At 67.4% G+C, this 15,235-nt stretch carries 18 protein-coding genes; 16 read left to right on the top strand and 2 right to left on the bottom strand.

Annotated elements, in window-relative coordinates:
- Positions 1-9 precede the first annotated feature (9 nt).
- Both ACTRWB_RS19075 and ACTRWB_RS19070 read left to right on the top strand, forming a co-directional pair.
- The gene (locus ACTRWB_RS19075; protein WP_446902885.1) at positions 10-1,359 is read left to right on the top strand and encodes an MFS transporter; all 1,350 of its coding nucleotides are present in this window, start codon (positions 10-12) and stop codon (positions 1,357-1,359) included.
- Positions 1,356-1,931 carry an RBBP9/YdeN family alpha/beta hydrolase gene (locus ACTRWB_RS19070; protein WP_446902884.1) on the top strand — a complete coding sequence of 192 codons (576 nt, stop codon included), beginning with the start codon at positions 1,356-1,358 and terminating at the stop codon, positions 1,929-1,931. Before ACTRWB_RS19075 ends, ACTRWB_RS19070 begins: the two co-directional genes overlap by 4 nt.
- A 117-nt stretch (positions 1,932-2,048) precedes the next feature.
- Here the strand turns inward: ACTRWB_RS19070 and ACTRWB_RS19065 are convergent, their stop codons facing one another.
- The gene (locus ACTRWB_RS19065; protein WP_446902883.1) at positions 2,049-2,240 is read right to left on the bottom strand and encodes a hypothetical protein; all 192 of its coding nucleotides are present in this window, start codon (positions 2,238-2,240) and stop codon (positions 2,049-2,051) included.
- Between ACTRWB_RS19065 and ACTRWB_RS19060 the strand changes: the two genes are divergently transcribed.
- From ACTRWB_RS19060 to ACTRWB_RS19035, 6 genes are all read left to right on the top strand, one after another.
- Positions 2,239-3,405, top strand: coding sequence for an ABC transporter substrate-binding protein (locus tag ACTRWB_RS19060; protein ID WP_446902882.1), 1,167 nt, complete (start codon positions 2,239-2,241; stop codon positions 3,403-3,405). The genes ACTRWB_RS19065 and ACTRWB_RS19060 overlap by 2 nt on opposite strands.
- A 49-nt stretch (positions 3,406-3,454) precedes the next feature.
- Complete coding sequence (locus ACTRWB_RS19055) at positions 3,455-4,534, top strand: ABC transporter ATP-binding protein (protein ID WP_446902881.1); 1,080 nt, start codon at positions 3,455-3,457, stop codon at positions 4,532-4,534.
- A 37-nt stretch (positions 4,535-4,571) separates the two neighbouring features.
- Positions 4,572-5,441 carry an ABC transporter permease gene (locus tag ACTRWB_RS19050; protein WP_446902880.1) on the top strand — a complete coding sequence of 290 codons (870 nt, stop codon included), beginning with the start codon at positions 4,572-4,574 and terminating at the stop codon, positions 5,439-5,441.
- Positions 5,441-6,364 (top strand): ABC transporter permease, encoded by a 924-nt coding sequence (locus ACTRWB_RS19045; protein WP_048243206.1) that lies wholly within the window; start codon positions 5,441-5,443, stop codon positions 6,362-6,364. The genes ACTRWB_RS19050 and ACTRWB_RS19045 overlap by 1 nt, the downstream gene beginning before the upstream one ends.
- A gap of 165 nt (positions 6,365-6,529) precedes the next feature.
- Positions 6,530-6,967, top strand: coding sequence for a hypothetical protein (locus tag ACTRWB_RS19040; RefSeq protein ID WP_048243205.1), 438 nt, complete (start codon positions 6,530-6,532; stop codon positions 6,965-6,967).
- A 302-nt stretch (positions 6,968-7,269) separates the two neighbouring features.
- Positions 7,270-7,482 carry a hypothetical protein gene (locus ACTRWB_RS19035; RefSeq protein WP_114177094.1) on the top strand — a complete coding sequence of 71 codons (213 nt, stop codon included), beginning with the start codon at positions 7,270-7,272 and terminating at the stop codon, positions 7,480-7,482.
- A 230-nt stretch (positions 7,483-7,712) separates the two neighbouring features.
- Here the strand turns inward: ACTRWB_RS19035 and ACTRWB_RS19030 are convergent, their stop codons facing one another.
- On the bottom strand, positions 7,713-8,678 hold the full coding sequence (locus tag ACTRWB_RS19030) for a D-2-hydroxyacid dehydrogenase (protein WP_446902879.1): 966 nt from the start codon (positions 8,676-8,678) through the stop codon (positions 7,713-7,715).
- 262 nt (positions 8,679-8,940) lie between these two features.
- Between ACTRWB_RS19030 and ACTRWB_RS19025 the strand changes: the two genes are divergently transcribed.
- The 8 genes from ACTRWB_RS19025 to ACTRWB_RS18990 all read left to right on the top strand — a co-directional run bounded on the left by ACTRWB_RS19025 (position 8,941) and on the right by ACTRWB_RS18990 (position 15,132).
- Complete coding sequence (locus tag ACTRWB_RS19025; protein ID WP_446902878.1) at positions 8,941-10,131, top strand: CaiB/BaiF CoA transferase family protein; 1,191 nt, start codon at positions 8,941-8,943, stop codon at positions 10,129-10,131.
- 22 nt (positions 10,132-10,153) lie between these two features.
- Complete coding sequence (locus ACTRWB_RS19020) at positions 10,154-11,116, top strand: hydroxymethylglutaryl-CoA lyase (RefSeq protein ID WP_446902877.1); 963 nt, start codon at positions 10,154-10,156, stop codon at positions 11,114-11,116.
- Positions 11,117-11,131: 15 nt separating this feature from the next.
- Positions 11,132-11,515 (top strand): VOC family protein, encoded by a 384-nt coding sequence (locus ACTRWB_RS19015; protein ID WP_129514590.1) that lies wholly within the window; start codon positions 11,132-11,134, stop codon positions 11,513-11,515.
- Between the two features lie 178 nt (positions 11,516-11,693).
- A complete protein-coding gene (locus tag ACTRWB_RS19010; protein WP_446902876.1) occupies positions 11,694-12,521 on the top strand; it encodes an alpha/beta hydrolase in 828 nt (275 codons plus the stop codon).
- 96 nt (positions 12,522-12,617) lie between these two features.
- The gene (locus ACTRWB_RS19005; protein ID WP_129514592.1) at positions 12,618-13,511 is read left to right on the top strand and encodes a LysR family transcriptional regulator; all 894 of its coding nucleotides are present in this window, start codon (positions 12,618-12,620) and stop codon (positions 13,509-13,511) included.
- A 416-nt stretch (positions 13,512-13,927) separates the two neighbouring features.
- On the top strand, positions 13,928-14,512 hold the full coding sequence (locus tag ACTRWB_RS19000) for an RNA polymerase sigma factor (RefSeq protein WP_446902875.1): 585 nt from the start codon (positions 13,928-13,930) through the stop codon (positions 14,510-14,512).
- 12 nt (positions 14,513-14,524) lie between these two features.
- The gene (locus ACTRWB_RS18995; RefSeq protein WP_446902874.1) at positions 14,525-14,833 is read left to right on the top strand and encodes a hypothetical protein; all 309 of its coding nucleotides are present in this window, start codon (positions 14,525-14,527) and stop codon (positions 14,831-14,833) included.
- 2 nt (positions 14,834-14,835) lie between these two features.
- Positions 14,836-15,132, top strand: coding sequence for a 4Fe-4S dicluster domain-containing protein (locus ACTRWB_RS18990; protein ID WP_446902873.1), 297 nt, complete (start codon positions 14,836-14,838; stop codon positions 15,130-15,132).
- Positions 15,133-15,235: the final 103 nt, after the last annotated feature.

Raw genomic sequence — 15,235 nt, 5'->3', positions numbered from 1 at the left:
GAGACACGCATGCTGATTCATCACGTCGAGCCGTCGCTGCAGGAGCGGGCGGCCACCGGGCGGCGCGCGCCGGCCTACGCATGGCTCGTGTTCGGGCTGACCGTCGGCCTGCTGCTGTCGGACTACATGTCGCGGCAGGTGCTCAATGCCGTGTTTCCGCTGCTCAAGCACGCGTGGGGACTGTCGGACACGCAGCTCGGCTCGCTGTCCGGCGTCGTCGCGCTGCTGGTCGGCCTGTTGACGTTTCCGCTGTCGGTGCTCGCCGATCGCTTCGGACGCGTGCGCAGCATCGTGCTGATGGCCGCGTTGTGGAGCGTCGCGACGCTCGGCTGCGCGCTGTCGACCAACTACACCGAAATGCTCGTGGCGCGCGGCCTCGTCGGGCTCGGCGAAGCCGCGTACGGCAGCGTCGGCGTCGCGCTGATCCTCAGCATCTTCCCGGCCCGCCTGCGCGCGACGCTGACCGGCGCGTTCATGGCCGGCGGCGCATTCGGCTCCGTGTTCGGCATGGCGCTCGGCGGCCTGGTCGGCGCGCATCTCGGCTGGCGCTGGTCGTTCGGCGTGATGGCCGTGCTCGGCATCGTGCTGCTCGTCGCGTATCGCGGTGTCGTCACGGAACGGCGGCTCGCGGCATGCCGCGTCGAACCGTGCCGGCGCGATGCCGACGCGCCGCGCGACCTGCGCGGCAGCGTGCGTGCGCTGATGTCGGGACTGTTCGCGTCGCGCTCGGTGGTGTGCGCGTATATCGGCAGCGGGCTGCACCTGTTCGTGCCCGGCGCGCTGTTCGCATGGCTGCCGAGCTACCTGAACCGTTACTACGCGATGGCGCCCGACCGCGCCGCCGTGCTCGCGGCCGGCTTCGTGCTGCTCGCGGGCGTCGGGATGGTCGGCTGCGGCATCGTCACCGACCGCGTCGGCCGCGCCGACGGTTCGCGCAAATGGCTGACCGCGATCGCCTATTGCCTGATCACCGGCGTCTGCCTCGCCGTCGCGTTCCGGCTGCCGCCCGGGCCACTGCAGCTCGCGCTGATCTGCGCGGGCATGCTGGTCGGCGCGGGCGCATCCGGCGCGTCGGGCGCGATGGTCGCGAACCTGACGCCGGCCGCGATCCACGCGTCGGCGTTCGCGACGCTCACGCTCGCGAACAACCTGCTCGGCATGGCGCCTGGCCCGCTGCTGACGGGGTGGGTCGCCGATCGCACCGGGCTCGTCGGCGCACTGCAATGGATTCCCGTCGTGCCGCTCGCGGCCGCCGTGCTGTTCGCGATCGGACGCGCGAGTTACGCGGCCGATCTCGCGCGCGTCGAACGCGAACGGCGCGCATCCCAACTTTCCCGAACCCTCCCGGAGGCAACATGACCCTGGCGACCGCGCCCACCATCCTGATCGTGCCCGGCTTGCGCGATCACGTCGAAGACCACTGGCAGACGCATCTCGAACGGCGCTTGCCGAACGCGCGTTCCGTCGCACCGCTCGAAGCCGACAAACTGAGCCGTGCCGCGCGCGTCGCGGCGCTCGATGCGGCGCTCGCCGCGATCGACGGCCCGGTGATCCTCGTCGCGCACAGCGCGGGCGTGATGATCGCCGTGCACTGGGCGCGGCAGGCCACGCGCGCGATCCACGGCGCGCTGCTCGCGGCGCCGGCCGATCTCGATACGCCGATGCCCGCCGGTTATCCGGCACCGGACGCGATCGACGCGCACGGCTGGACGCCGGTGCCGACCGCGCGCCTCCCGTTCCCGAGCGTCGTCGCCGCGAGCCGCAACGATCCGCTCGCGCGCTTCGAGCGCGTCGAATCGCTGGCAGCGGGGTGGGGCAGCAAACTCGTCGATCTCGGCGAGGTCGGGCATCTGAACCCGGCGTCGGGGTATGGCGAGTGGCATGACGCGGAGCGGTTGATCGGTGAAGTGGCGGCGCTCGGCGCGTCCTGAACCTCCCTCCGCCATGCGCCGGGACCGATCAGGTTCCGGCGCGCTTCCCCGATCATCGTCCGCCCGCCATGTCGCGCTGAGCCGATTCCTTTTCGCCGCCTGCCGAGATACGACGTCCTAACACGCCGCACCGTCGATGCCGCGACGTTCCACAAAATCGGTCAGCACGCAAATCGTCAACAACCGGAAGGTTTTTGTCAGGGAAAGTCCCGCCCCGCGCGCCATGGTTTTTTGTTGACCGACATCGTATAACGCCGTCATGATTTCCTGAAAGAAAGGTCCCATCCACCGACCGAAGTGAGGAGACATGAACACAACCACGATCGCGCGCCGGGTTCGCCGGATCGCACTCGCGCTGGGCGTTACGCTGTCGGCCACGGCAGCCGTTGCCGCACCCGTGTCGCTGAACATCGTCGACGTCGCGGGCAATCTGCAGCTCACGCAGAAGGCCATCGAGGCATTCAAGGACAAGAACCCGAACCTCGTGTCGACCGTCACGTTCACGAATGCGCCCGCGCCGCAGCTGCCGGGCAAGATCAAGGCGATGCAGGCGGCCGGGCGCTCCGACATCGACCTCGTGCTGACGGGCACCGATGCGCTGGCCGCCGGCATCGAACAAAACCTGTGGCAGAAACTCCTGCCCGATGACGCGGCCGCGTTCCCCGGCGTGCTCGACAAGTACGCACCCGGCCCGCGCAAGATGCAGGATCTCGCACAGGGCTTCGGCCTCGAAGTCACCTACATGCCGGCCGGCCCGCTGCTCGAATACAACCCGGCGAAGGTCGGCAACCCGCCGAAGACGCCCGACCAGCTGCTCGCGTGGTGCAAGGCGCACCCGAACAAGCTGATCTACGCGCGCCCGGCGAATTCGGGCCCCGGCCGCACGTTCCTGATGGGGCTGCCGTACGTGCTCGGCGACAAGAATCCGCTGGATCCGATCAACGGCTGGGACAAGACCTGGGCGTTCCTCAAGGCATTGAACGACTGCGTCCCGTACTACCCGGGCGGCACGTCGGCGGTGATGAAGGAACTCGGCGAAGGCACGCGCGACATGACCGTGACCGTCACCGGCTGGGACCTCAACCCGCGCGCGCTCGGCATCGTACCGGCCGAGTTCCGGATCCAGGCGTTCGACAACATGACGTGGGTCAACGACGCGCACTACATGGTGATCCCGAAGGGCGTGCCGAAGGAAAAGCTCGACGTGTTGTTCAAGCTGATGAACTTCCTGCTCGAACCGGCGCAGCAGGCAATGACCTATGACGACGGCTACTTCTATCCGGGCCCGGCGGTGAAGGGCGTGACGCTCGAGATGGCGCCCGCGCACAGCCAGGAAGTGATCCGCAAGTTCGGCCGCCCCGAGTACGCGAAACTGCTCGCGGATCGCCCGCACGTGCAGCCGCTCAACGCGCAGGCGATGGTCGCCGCGTTCCAGAAGTGGGATCGCGAGATCGGTTCGCAGAAGTCGAAGTGACGCATGAACCGGCGGGCGCCGCGGCGCCCGCGTCCATGGAGTTCGCGCAATGAAGCACAGTTTCGAACGGTTGCGTCTCGACGGCGTGTGCCGCAGTTTCACCAACGCACAAGGCGCGCAGGTCGCCGCGCTGAACGGGCTCGATCTCGAGATCCGGCGCGGCGAGTTCATCGCGCTGCTCGGCCCGTCGGGCTGCGGCAAGTCGACCGCGCTCAACTGCATCGCGGGGCTGCAGCCGCTCACGAGCGGCGGCATCTGGCTCGACGACACGCGCATCGACGTGCTGCCGCCCGAGCGCCGCGGCTTCGGGATGGTGTTCCAGAACTACGCGCTGTTTCCCCACATGTCGGTGCTCGACAACGTCGGCTTCGGCCTGAAGATGCGCGGCGTGCCGAAGCAGGAAACGCGGCGGCGCGCGCAGCAGGCGCTCGAACTCGTGCAGCTCGTCGGCCACGAGGGCAAGCTGCCCGGGCAGTTGTCGGGCGGGCAGCAGCAGCGCGTCGCGATCGCGCGCGCGATCGTCATCGAGCCGCCGCTCGTGCTGATGGACGAGCCGCTGTCGAACCTCGACACGAAGCTGCGCATCGAGATGCGCGCGGAGATCCGCCGCATCCACACGCAGCTCGAACGCGCGACGATCTACGTGACGCACGACCAGGACGAGGCGTTGTCGATGGCCGACCGCATCGTCGTGATGAAGGAGGGCGTCGTGCAGCAGGTCGCGTCGCCGAAGGACGTCTACACGCGTCCGCACAACCTGCATGTCGCGCGCTTCATGGGCTATCGCAACGTGCTGCCGTTCACGCTCGAAGGGATGGCCGGCGACTACGTGAACGTCACGGCGGGCGGCGTGCGCGTCGCGGGCGTGCCGATGGCCGGCTTCGACGCGAAGGACGTCATGGTCGCGCTGCGCCCCGACGACATCGAGCGCGCGGACGACGCCGGCGACAACACGTTCGACGCGACGGTCGAAACGGTCGAGTACGGCGGCCGCGATTCGCTGATCCGCGCGGTCACGCCGTTCGGCCCGATCTGGGCGCGCGTGGCCGGCGAATTCGCGGAAGGCGAGCGGCTGCGGCTGCGCGTCGCGCCGTCGCGCACGCTCGTCTATCCGGGAGAGCCGACATGAGCGGCCCGTCCTCAGCGCCGTCATGCCGGGAGGCCGCATGAGCGCGCTCGCGGCCGGCACGCCGCGCGACACGAAGGCCTGGCTCGTCACGCCCGCGCTCGCGTTCATCGCCGCGCTGTTCATCTACCCGTTCGCGTACGGCCTCGTGCTGTCGTTCCAGCCGATGAACGGCGGCGGCGTGCTCGCGAACTACGTGCAGTTCTTCACCGATACCGCGATGTGGCCGACCGTGCTCGTCACGCTGAAGCTCGCGGTGCCGGCCACGCTGATCAACGTCGGCGTGTCGGTGCCCGTCGCGTTCGCGCTGCGGCGCAATTCGCCGTACCAGAAGTTCGTCACGACGCTGCTCGTGATTCCCGTCACGCTCGGCACGGTGCTCGTGGCCGACGGGATGCTCACGTACTTCGGGCCGAACGGCTGGTTCCCGCAGGCGCTGCAGGGGTTGCACCTGTACTCCGATGAAGTGCGCCTCACGCACAACTACTGGGGCGTGCTGCTGTCGCTGATCGTGTCGGGCTTTCCGTTCGCGTTCCTGCTGATGCTGTCGTACATCAGCGGCATCGACCCGACGCTCGCACGCGCGGCCGCAACGCTCGGCGCGAACCCGTGGCAGCAATTCCGGCAGATCTACCTGCCGCTGCTCGTGCCGGGGCTCACGATGGCCGCGTGCCTGTCGTTCGTGCAGGCGTTCTCGGTGTTCCCGTCGGCCGTGCTGCTCGGCGCGCCGGCCGGGCCGACGCGCGTGATCTCGATCGCGGCGGCCGAGGCCGCGTTCGAGAGCTACGACTATTCGCTCGCGTCGGCGATCGCGATCGTGATGGGCTTCGTGCAGTTGCTGGTGGTCGCATCGATGCTCGGCGCGCGTCGCTTCTTCTATACGGGCGCGGTGACGGGAGGCAAGGGCTGATGGCGACCGACAATCATGCCGCGCGAGCCTGGCCGCCGAAGCAGGACGCGCCCGATGCACGGCCGGTCAACGCGAGGAAACCGCAAAAGATGAGAAGCAATCTCGCCGGTCGCGCGTGGAAGGCGCTCGTCTGGGGGCTGATGGCGTTCTTCCTGCTGAACGTGATGCTGCTGATCGCGACCGTCGCGGTGAACTCGGTCGCGACCCGCTGGTTCGGCACGCCGCTGCCGCAGGGCTTCACGCTGCGCTGGTATGCGAAGGCATGGGAGGACTTCCAGCTCGCGAGCGTGCTGTGGGTGACCGTCGAGGTCGTCGGCGCGGTCGTGCTGCTGTCGATCGCGCTCGGCGTGCCGGCCGCGTATGCACTGGCTCGCGTGCAGTTTCGCGGCAAGCGCTTCGCGCTGCTGGTGTTCCTGCTGCCGCTGATGGTGCCGCCCGTCACGTACGGGATTCCGATGGCGACCGTGATGTACAAGGTCGGGCTCGCCGGCACGCTGCCGGGCGTGATCCTCGCGAACCTCGTGCCGGCGCTGCCGTTCGTGATCCTCGTGATGACGCCGTTCATCGAGCAGATCGATCCGAATCTCGAAGCCGCCGCGCGCATCTTCGGCGCGAACACGTGGCGCTATTTCCGCCATGTGCTGCTGCCGCTGCTCGTGCCCGGCATGCTCGCGGCCGGGTTGCTCGTGCTGGTGCGCACGATCGGGATGTTCGAGCTGACGTTCTTCACCGCCGGCCCAAGCACGCAGACGCTCGTCGTCGCGCTGTATTACGCGGTGTTCTCGACCGGCGTGCGCGCGCCGCAGTCGATCGATGCGATGGCGATGATCTACATGGCCATCACGCTCGTGTGGGTCGTGATCGCGCTGCAGTTTGTCAGCCCGACGCAGCTCGTCAGCCGCGTGAAGCAGGAGCGGCAGTAGAAGAGAAGAGGGCCTGCCGTGCCGCTGCGCGTCCGTGCAATTGGTTACAAATGGATACCGCGAACGACGCGCGGACGTTGCAGACTACGCGGCGTACCGGCCTGGCGACTGCCTTCGTGCAAGTCGCCGCGCGCCACCCGACGCTCACTCGATTGACGGATATCCATGAAGTTTCAAACGCTGCTGACACTCGGCTGTGCATCGACCCTGCTGGCCGCCTGCAACCTGCTCCACGACGGCCCCGGATCGAGCGACGTCGACGCCGCGGTGCGCCGCGCGCTCGAAGCGGAAAACCACGGCGGCCTGAACGCGCTGTTCGGCCAGCCGCTGCCGGTATCGGCCGATGTCGTGTCGGCGAAGCCCGACGGCGACTGCAAGAAGCTCGGCGACCGCACGTACTCGTGCGACGTCGTGGTCACGTGGCGCAATGCCGACTACTCGCCGTCGCGTGCGAACCTGACCTTCGTGAAGGCCGCCGACGGCTCGTGGCAGACGTCGGGCGTCGACGCGGCACTCGCGACCGGCACCGCGAAATCGCTGATCGACCAGATCGGCAAGGCATGGCACGGCGACGCGGCAAGCGGCGCGTCGGCGCCGCAGTGATGCGCCGGCGGCGGGCTGTTCACTTCCTTCCTGCCGCGCACGGTTTCTCGCTCATGAAAGCCGCGCCTTTCCACGCGCTCCGCTGACAGCAATCCATCGATGACGGTTGCCCGTGCAAGCACCACCCGCGCACGGGCACGTGTCGTTCAGCACCCGCGACCGGCGCTCAAGCACGGAACAACTAAAAAAGGGCGCAAGCACCGGGTCCGCCATCGGTCGAAGGCATCCTCGGTATGCAGGCCGGGTTATAGGGAAAACCCTTATCTCAGGGTATAATCTCAGGCTAAGAGAAAGGTCGAACCATGCCTGAACGTTTCCAAACCCTTGAAAAATTTGTGTTTTCCCTGATCGTGATGTCCGCGGTCGTGTGCTCGGCATTCCTCGCGTACGAGCGTCACCCCGAGATCAAGATCGCACTGCACGAAGGCGAAGCGCTGATGCGCGAGAGCGCCAAGTATTCGGCCATCTGCTCGCCGTCCAAGGTCGATCCTTGCGTCGAGATGTCTGCTTACTAAGCCGCCTTTCCGCGACGCACTGCATCCCCGTCGGTCTGAATACCTTAAAGCAGCGCTCATAAGGCATTCAGAAACCGACCGCACGATAGGGCAGATGCACGAACCCGTCACGTGCCGAGTCGTTGGCGCAAGCAGCCCCTCATTCAGAAAGTCCCGCTTCGAGCAATCGAGCGGGGCTTTTCTGTTTGCGCGGCTGAAACGATCTCGCTCAGCGGCGTCCATCACACGAGTCACACCACATGCCGCGGTTCGCCCGCCACAAACGCGGCAACGTTGTCGACGAGCTGATCGGCGAGCGCCTGCATCGCCTCGTCGCTTGCCCATGCGACGTGCGGCGTCAGGATGAACGCCGGATGCGACAGGATCGCGTGAAACGGATGCAGGGCCGGCAGCGGCTCCTGCGTAACCACGTCGAACCCTGCACCCGCGATCTGCCCCGATTGCAGCGCGTCGACCAGCGCGCTTTCGTCCACGAGTCCGCCGCGCGCGGTATTGATCAGCAGCGGCCGGCGCGCCATCCGCGCGAATGCGGCTGCATCGATCAGGTGCCGCGTCGCGGGCGTGAGCGGGCAGTGCAGCGTGATCACGTCGCTGTCGCGCAGCAGCGTGTCGAGCGGCACGTAGTCGGCGCCGTCGGCATTGCCGTGCGCCGCGAACAGCACGCGCATGTCGAGCGCACGCGCGATGCCGGCCACCGCGCGCCCGAGCACGCCGTCGCCGACGATCCCGAGCGTCGAACCGGCCAGGTCGCGGATCGGATGATCGAAGAAGCAGAACTGCCCGCTGTCGAGCCAGCGCCCCGCGCGCACCGCGTCGCGGTAGGCAACGACGCTGCGGCGCAGCGCGAAGATCAGCGCGAACGTATGTTCGGGTACCGTGCGGACCGCATACCCGCGTATGTTGCTCACGACGATTCCGCGCGACGCGCACGCGTCGAGATCGACGATGTCGGTCCCCGTCGCGGCGATCGCGATCATGCGCACGCGCCGTGCGCCGGCGAGTGCCGCCGCGTCGAGCCGCACCTTGTTGGTCACGACGATGTCGGCGTCGGTGATGCGCGCCGCGACTTCGTGCGCGGCCGTCCGTTCGAACGCATGCAGTTCGTGCGGAAACGGGAACGGCTTCAGCACGGTCTGCGGCGACAGCGTCGCGCGGTCGAGAAACACGATCTTCGCGGGAGAGGAAACAGAAAACATGGCGGATCTCGCTGACAGGCGCCCGGCGGGCGCGGAACGGGTTCGATTCTGCCGCCGGCGTGCGCGCCGTCGTTTGACCGTTGCGCGAGCCCGCTTTCCCGGATGGAAAGGCTGACGCACCCGCACGAGAACGGCTGCCGCAATCGCACCGGCCCGCGCCTTTCCGTTTCGGAAAGGCTGGTTGAGCATCGATCGATTTTCGCCGTGCGCGAACGCCGTCATGATCGCCGTCATCGACAACACGATTTCATCGGAGACAGTCATGACGCGACCCCTGGACGGCATCCGCGTGCTGGAACTCGGCCAACTGATCGCCGGGCCGTTCGCGGGCCGGATGCTCGCCGAATTCGGCGCGGACGTGATCAAGGTCGAGCCGCCCGGCCTCGGCGACCCGCTGCGCAAATGGCGGCTGCTGCACGACGGCACATCGGTGTGGTGGGCCGCGCAGTCGCGCAACAAGACCTCGCTCACGCTTGACCTGCGTACGCCCGAAGGACAGGACGTCGTGCGCCGTCTGGTCGCCGAGACCGACGTGCTGATCGAGAACTTCCGGCCCGGCACGCTCGAAGGCTGGGGGCTCGGCTGGGACGCGCTGTCCGCGATCAACCCGGGGCTCGTGATGCTGCGCGTGTCCGGTTTCGGACAGACCGGCCCGTATCGGGACCGCCCCGGTTTCGGCGTGATCGCCGAGGCGATGGGCGGCCTGCGGCACCTGACCGGCGAACCCGGCCGCACGCCGGTGCGCGTCGGCATCTCGCTCGGCGATTCGCTGTCGGCGCTGCACGGCGTGATCGGCGTGCTGCTCGCGCTGCGGCATCGCGAGCAGCAGGGCGGCAAGGGGCAGGTCGTCGACGTCGCGCTGTACGAATCGGTGTTCAACATGATGGAAAGCCTGCTGCCCGAATACTCGGCATTCGGCGCCGTGCGCGAGCCGGCCGGCAGCAGCCTGCCCGGCATCGCACCGACCAACGCGTACCGCTGCCGTGACGGCAAATATGCGCTGATCGCCGGCAACGGCGACAGCATCTTCCGGCGCCTGATGGAGCTGATCGGCCGGCCCGAGCTCGGCAACGATCCCGCGCTCGCGCACAACGACGGGCGTGTCACACAGGTCGAGCGCATCGACGCGGCGATCGGCGCGTGGAGCGCGCGCCACGATCTCGACGACGTGCTGGCCGCGCTGAACGACGCGCGCATTCCGTCCGGGCGCATCTACGACGTCTCGGACATCGCGGCCGATCCGCATTACCGCGCGCGCGACATGATCGTCGACGCCGCGCTGCCCGACGGCACACCCGTGCTGGTGCCGGGCATCGTGCCGAAACTCGGCGCGACGCCCGGGCGCATCGAGCGCGCGGCGCCCGCGCTCGGCGCGGATACCGATGCGGTGCTCGAATCGATCGGCATCGATGCCGCGACGCGCGGCGACTGGCGCACGCGCGGCGTGATCTGAACGGAATACGGGAGACGACGACATGAGCACGCAACGCAAACGGCTCTACATCCAGGAAGTCGCGACACGCGACGGTTTCCAGAACGAAGCGGCATTCGTCGACACCGACGACAAGATCGCGCTCGTCGACGCGCTGAGCGCATGCGGCTACGCGAAGATCGAGGTCACGTCGTTCACGTCGCCGAAGGCGATCCCCGCGCTGCGCGACGCGGAGGCCGTGATGCACGGCATCGTGCGCATGCCGGGCATCGTCTATACGGTGCTCGTGCCGAACGTGCGCGGCGCCGAGCGTGCGCTGTCGTGCGGCGTCGACGAAGTGAACCTCGTGATGTCGATGAGCGAAAGCCACAACCGCGCGAACCTGCGGATGACGCGCGAGCAATCGTTCGCGCAACTGCGCGACGTGATCGACGCGGTGCGCGGCACGGGTACCGCGATCAACGTGTCGCTGTCGACCGCGATGGGCTGCCCGATGGAAGGCGACGTCCCGGCCGAAACGGTGCTCGCGTGGATGCAGCGCTTCGCGGATCTCGGCGTGCACGGCTTCACGCTGTGCGACACGACGGGCATGGCGTTTCCGTCGCAGGTGCGCGCGTTGGGCGAACGCGCGCGCGAGCGCTTCGGCGCGTTGCAGCTCGCGCTGCATTTTCACAATACGCGCGGGATGGCGCTCGCGAACACGCTCGCGGCGCTCGATGCCGGTATCGACCGCTTCGACGCGTCGCTCGGCGGGCTCGGCGGTTGCCCGTACGCGCCGGGCGCAACCGGCAACGCCTGCACCGAGGAACTCGTGCACATGCTCGACCTCGACGGCTACGATACGGGCATCGATCTCGCGGCCGTGCTCGCCGCATCGGCACGGCTGCCCGCGCTGATCGGGCATGACGTGCCGAGCCAGATCCTGAAGGCCGGGCGCCGCTCGGATCTTCATCCGCCACCGCGCGCCGACGCCGGCGACATGCCCGCGCAACGCGCTTTCTCGTGAACAGGAGAGAACCCCATGGCGCTGATTGACCACCTCGACCATCTCGTGCTGACCTGCGTCGATCCCGAGCGGACCCGGCATTTCTATACCGAGGTGCTGCAGATGCAGCTCGAAACCTTCGGTGCCGGCCGGCTCGCGTTTCGCTTCGGCAACCAGAAGATCAACCTGCACGTACGCGGCGCGGAGTTCGAACCGAAAGCGCATGTGCCGGTGCCCGGTGCGCTCGACCTGTGTTTTATCGCATCGGTGCCGCTCGACGACGTGATCGCGCACCTGAAGCGCGTCGATTGGCCGATCGTCGAGGGGCCGGTCGAGCGCACCGGCGCGACGCAGAAGATCCGCTCGGTGTACGTGCGCGATCCCGACCTGAACCTGATCGAGATCTCCGAGTTGATCTGACGGGCACCGCAGTCCTTCGCCGAAAGCGGACAGATCAGCGCCGCGCCCGCCGATTCCGGATAGCCGGCCCCGGCCACGCTGCGGATAATGGCGCAACGGCGTCGGCCCGGCCGCCGCCTTCGCAGCGGGGAGGGCAAACCTCCCCGCGCATCCGCAACCCGACCCAGGCGCTCCCCGAATGACGATCCTCTATCGCGGCATGGACCGCGCGGCGCTCGACGCCGCCTACCTGAACACGAAGGCCATTCCCGATTTCCCGGCCGTGCTCGCGTCGTGCCAGGCGCGCAGCGCGGCACTCTACAACGCGACGCCAGGCCGCCGCGACCTGCGTTACGGCACGCGCCCCGCGCAGCGCTTCGACTGGCTGTCGTGCGGGCAACCGGGCGCGCCGCTGTTCGTGTTCATTCACGGCGGCTACTGGCAGCACTGCGCGAAAGAGGATTTCGCGTACGCGGCGAGCGGGCCGCTCGCGCGCGGTTTCGACGTCGTACTCGCCGAATACACGCTGGCACCGGTCGCGTCGATGGCCGAGATCGTTGCCGAGATCGGCGCATTGCTCGACTACCTCGCCGCCGATCCCGACGGCCTGGGCACTGCGCAGCGGCCGATCCACCTGAGCGGTCACTCGGCAGGCGGCCACCTGACGGCCATGCATCGCGCGCATCCGGCCGTCGTATCGGCGCTTGCGATCAGCCCGCTCGTCGATCTCGAACCGATCTCGCTGTGCTGCCTGAACGACAAGCTGCAGCTCACCGTGCACGAAATCGATACCTGCAGCCCGCTGCGCCATATCGGGCCGGGCGTGCCGACCGTCGTCGCGGTCGGCGACGACGAACTGCCCGAACTGACTCGGCAAGCGCATGACTATGCGGCGGCATGCGACGCAGCCGGCGAACCGATCGCGCACGTGCGGCTGCCGGGCATGAAGCACTTCGACGTGCTCGACGATCTCGCGAACCCGCACGGCGAGATGCTCGCCGTGTTGCAGGCAATCGCGCCGCGCTAGCCGCGCCATATCGCGCACACGTGGCCGGGCGTATGATCGGCGTCAGGCCGCCGCGATGATTTGCTTGCGCCGAACGGCCTTCCCAGGACCCACGACATGGTGAACCCGCTTCATTTCGATCTGCAGTCGCTGCGCGTGTTCGCGCTCGTCGCCGAGCACGGCAGCCTGACGAAGGCCGCCGAACACGGCCAGCTCACGCTGTCCGCGGTCAGCAAGCGGATCGCCGAGCTTGAAAGCGTGACAGGCAGCGCGCTGTTCGTGCGGCATGCACGCGGCGTCGAGCTGACGCCCGCGGGCCGCGCACTGCTCGACCACGCGGCGAAAGTGATCGAGCAGGTCAACCGGATGGCGCACGAGATGAGCGACTACGTGGCCGGCGTGCGCGGCCATGTCCACGTATGGACCAACACGTCCGCGATCGTCCAGTTCCTGCCCGCCGATCTCGCCGCGTTCCTCACCGTCAATCCGGGCATCAAAGTGAGTCTCGAGGAACGGCTGAGCCACGAGATCGTCGACGCGCTCGCGTCCGGCAAGGCCGATCTCGGCGTGTTCGCCGACAACGTGCCGGCGCCCGGCATCGAACGGCGGCTGTATCGGCGCGACGAACTCGTGCTGCTCGTGCCGCGCACGCACCGGTTCGCCACGCACGACAGCATCCGCTTCGCGGACACGCTCGACGAGGACTACGTGGGGCTCAGCGACGGCAGCTCGCTGCTCGCGCGCATGACCGACGCCGCATTCGCGGTCGAGCGTTCGCTGAAGCTGCGGATCCAGGTATCGAATTTCGACGGCGTGAGCCGGATGATCGAGGCCGGGCTCGGTATCGGCATCCTGCCGCGCGATGCGGTGACCGGCGAGCGCGCGGCTCGGCTCGGGGTCGTGAAGCTTGACGATGCGTGGGCGACGCGCACGCTGTGGGTCGGCGTGAAGGCCGGCACCGTGCTGTCGACCGATATCGCGAAGCTGTTCGATTTCATGTCGGCGCGTTGAGGCCAGCCCGCAAGCGGTAGAAGTTGACGCGGTGCGGCTTCGAGGAAGTGTGATCATCGGTGCGCGTTCGGCCCACCGCTGCAGGAAACCGATTCGACGTATCCGCGCCAGATCGATCGGCAGACGACCGCGAACGACCCTCGCGGAGTACTGTTCGATTGCAGCCGACAATCGCGAGCACGGCACACGCCTGCCGCCCGCACGTTTCGCTGCCGCGAAGCGCATTTTCCGCGTTGTCGTCGCGGATTCGTTCCTTGCACTATCTTTACACCGTTCCCGACTGTGTCGGCGATGACGTCCGGGCCGGACAAACGGGTATTCCGCTTGCTTGGCGGCGTCCCCGTGAAGCCGACGCGCTCGGCAGTCATTTTTCGCACTCGACACAATATTCGCGCGCCTGAAACGTCTTCAGGCACATGGAATCGCCACCCACTTCACGCACGATGACCGACCCAGACCGCGACATCACCGCGATCGTGACGCGTGAGCGAACGAGACTCGTGAGCTTTATCCGGCGTCGGATACGCGATCCGGACGATGCCGAGGACATTCTGCAGGATGTGTTTCACGAATTCGTTCAGGCTTACCGGCTTCCCGCGCCCATCGAACAGGTGAGCGCGTGGCTGTTCCGTGCCGCGCGCAACCGTATCGTCGACCGCTTTCGCAAGAAGAAGGAGCAGCCGCTGGCCGACCTGCTCGAGGCCGACGACGAAGCGAACAGCGAGTATCGCCTGGACCTTGCGCTACCGGCACACGATGCCGGCCCCGAAGCGCTCTACGCTCGCACGCTCTTGCTCAAGGCGTTGCAGGATGCGCTCGACGAGTTGCCGGCGAATCAGCGCGAGGTATTTGTCGCGCACGAACTGGACGGCCAGTCCTTCAAGGAGATGGCCGCGCAAAGCGGTGTCGCGCTCAATACGCTGCTCGCTCGCAAACGCTATGCGGTCTTGCATCTGCGTGCCCGGCTGCAGCTCATTTATGACGAATTGGACAATACCTAGAGGAGTCGACAGATGAATTTTCGAATCAGATGTGCGGGCAAGGCGCTGTTCGTCGTGATCGCCATAGGCGTGCTCGGCTGGATCGTCATGATGTTATGGAACTGGGTGATTCCGGCGCTGTTCGTCGGCGCCCGGACGATCGACTTCGCCCATGCGCTGGGCCTGCTCGTGTTGAGCCGCATCCTGTTCGGCGGATTCCGCGGGCACCACGGCTGGCGCGGCCGGCGCCACTGGCGCAAGTGGGAATCCATGACACCCGAGGAACGCGAGCATTTCCGGACCGCGTGGCAAGCCGGCAGCAACCGGCCCACGGGAGAGTGAACGTGCGCGAAACATCAACGGGCGACTGCAAACAGAAACCGGGCGTGATCGCGCCGGTCGTCGATCTGAAGCGTTGCGAAGGCAAAGGGGATTGCGTCGAGGTGTGCCCTGAGAACGTGTTCGAGGTCCGTCGCATCGACAACGCCGATTACGTCGGCCTTGATCTGATGCATCGCTTGAAGCTGCGCGTGCATGGCATGAAAGTCGCCTACACGCCGAATGCGGATGCGTGCCGGTCATGCGGACTGTGCGTGACGGCGTGCCCCGAGCGCGCCATCACGCTCGCCCGAACGGCTTAGCAGCCCCCGTGTATCGCCGCGATCGAGCGACCGCGCGGCAACCCTGACGGGACGCGCAGTCGCCGGATACCGCGTCGACGTGATCAATCTCGTCCAGGAACGC

It is taken from the genome of Burkholderia sp. YIM B11467 (assembly GCF_052952715.1).
The sequence above is the reverse complement of the archived record's forward strand: the minus strand, read 5'-3'. Positions and strand labels throughout refer to the sequence as shown.

Bases quoted from the DNA above. Each gene is read 5' to 3' on its own strand.
- ACTRWB_RS19075 (WP_446902885.1), top strand. From the start codon at position 10: ATGCTGATTCATCACGTCGAGCCGTCGCTGCAGGAGCGGGCGGCCACC.
- ACTRWB_RS19070 (WP_446902884.1), top strand. From the start codon at position 1,356: ATGACCCTGGCGACCGCGCCCACCATCCTGATCGTGCCCGGCTTGCGC.
- ACTRWB_RS19060 (WP_446902882.1), top strand. From the start codon at position 2,239: ATGAACACAACCACGATCGCGCGCCGGGTTCGCCGGATCGCACTCGCG.
- ACTRWB_RS19065 (WP_446902883.1), bottom strand. From the start codon at position 2,240: ATGTCTCCTCACTTCGGTCGGTGGATGGGACCTTTCTTTCAGGAAATC.
- ACTRWB_RS19055 (WP_446902881.1), top strand. From the start codon at position 3,455: ATGAAGCACAGTTTCGAACGGTTGCGTCTCGACGGCGTGTGCCGCAGT.
- ACTRWB_RS19050 (WP_446902880.1), top strand. From the start codon at position 4,572: ATGAGCGCGCTCGCGGCCGGCACGCCGCGCGACACGAAGGCCTGGCTC.
- ACTRWB_RS19045 (WP_048243206.1), top strand. From the start codon at position 5,441: ATGGCGACCGACAATCATGCCGCGCGAGCCTGGCCGCCGAAGCAGGAC.
- ACTRWB_RS19040 (WP_048243205.1), top strand. From the start codon at position 6,530: ATGAAGTTTCAAACGCTGCTGACACTCGGCTGTGCATCGACCCTGCTG.
- ACTRWB_RS19035 (WP_114177094.1), top strand. From the start codon at position 7,270: ATGCCTGAACGTTTCCAAACCCTTGAAAAATTTGTGTTTTCCCTGATC.
- ACTRWB_RS19030 (WP_446902879.1), bottom strand. From the start codon at position 8,678: ATGTTTTCTGTTTCCTCTCCCGCGAAGATCGTGTTTCTCGACCGCGCG.
- ACTRWB_RS19025 (WP_446902878.1), top strand. From the start codon at position 8,941: ATGACGCGACCCCTGGACGGCATCCGCGTGCTGGAACTCGGCCAACTG.
- ACTRWB_RS19020 (WP_446902877.1), top strand. From the start codon at position 10,154: ATGAGCACGCAACGCAAACGGCTCTACATCCAGGAAGTCGCGACACGC.
- ACTRWB_RS19015 (WP_129514590.1), top strand. From the start codon at position 11,132: ATGGCGCTGATTGACCACCTCGACCATCTCGTGCTGACCTGCGTCGAT.
- ACTRWB_RS19010 (WP_446902876.1), top strand. From the start codon at position 11,694: ATGACGATCCTCTATCGCGGCATGGACCGCGCGGCGCTCGACGCCGCC.
- ACTRWB_RS19005 (WP_129514592.1), top strand. From the start codon at position 12,618: ATGGTGAACCCGCTTCATTTCGATCTGCAGTCGCTGCGCGTGTTCGCG.
- ACTRWB_RS19000 (WP_446902875.1), top strand. From the start codon at position 13,928: ATGGAATCGCCACCCACTTCACGCACGATGACCGACCCAGACCGCGAC.
- ACTRWB_RS18995 (WP_446902874.1), top strand. From the start codon at position 14,525: ATGAATTTTCGAATCAGATGTGCGGGCAAGGCGCTGTTCGTCGTGATC.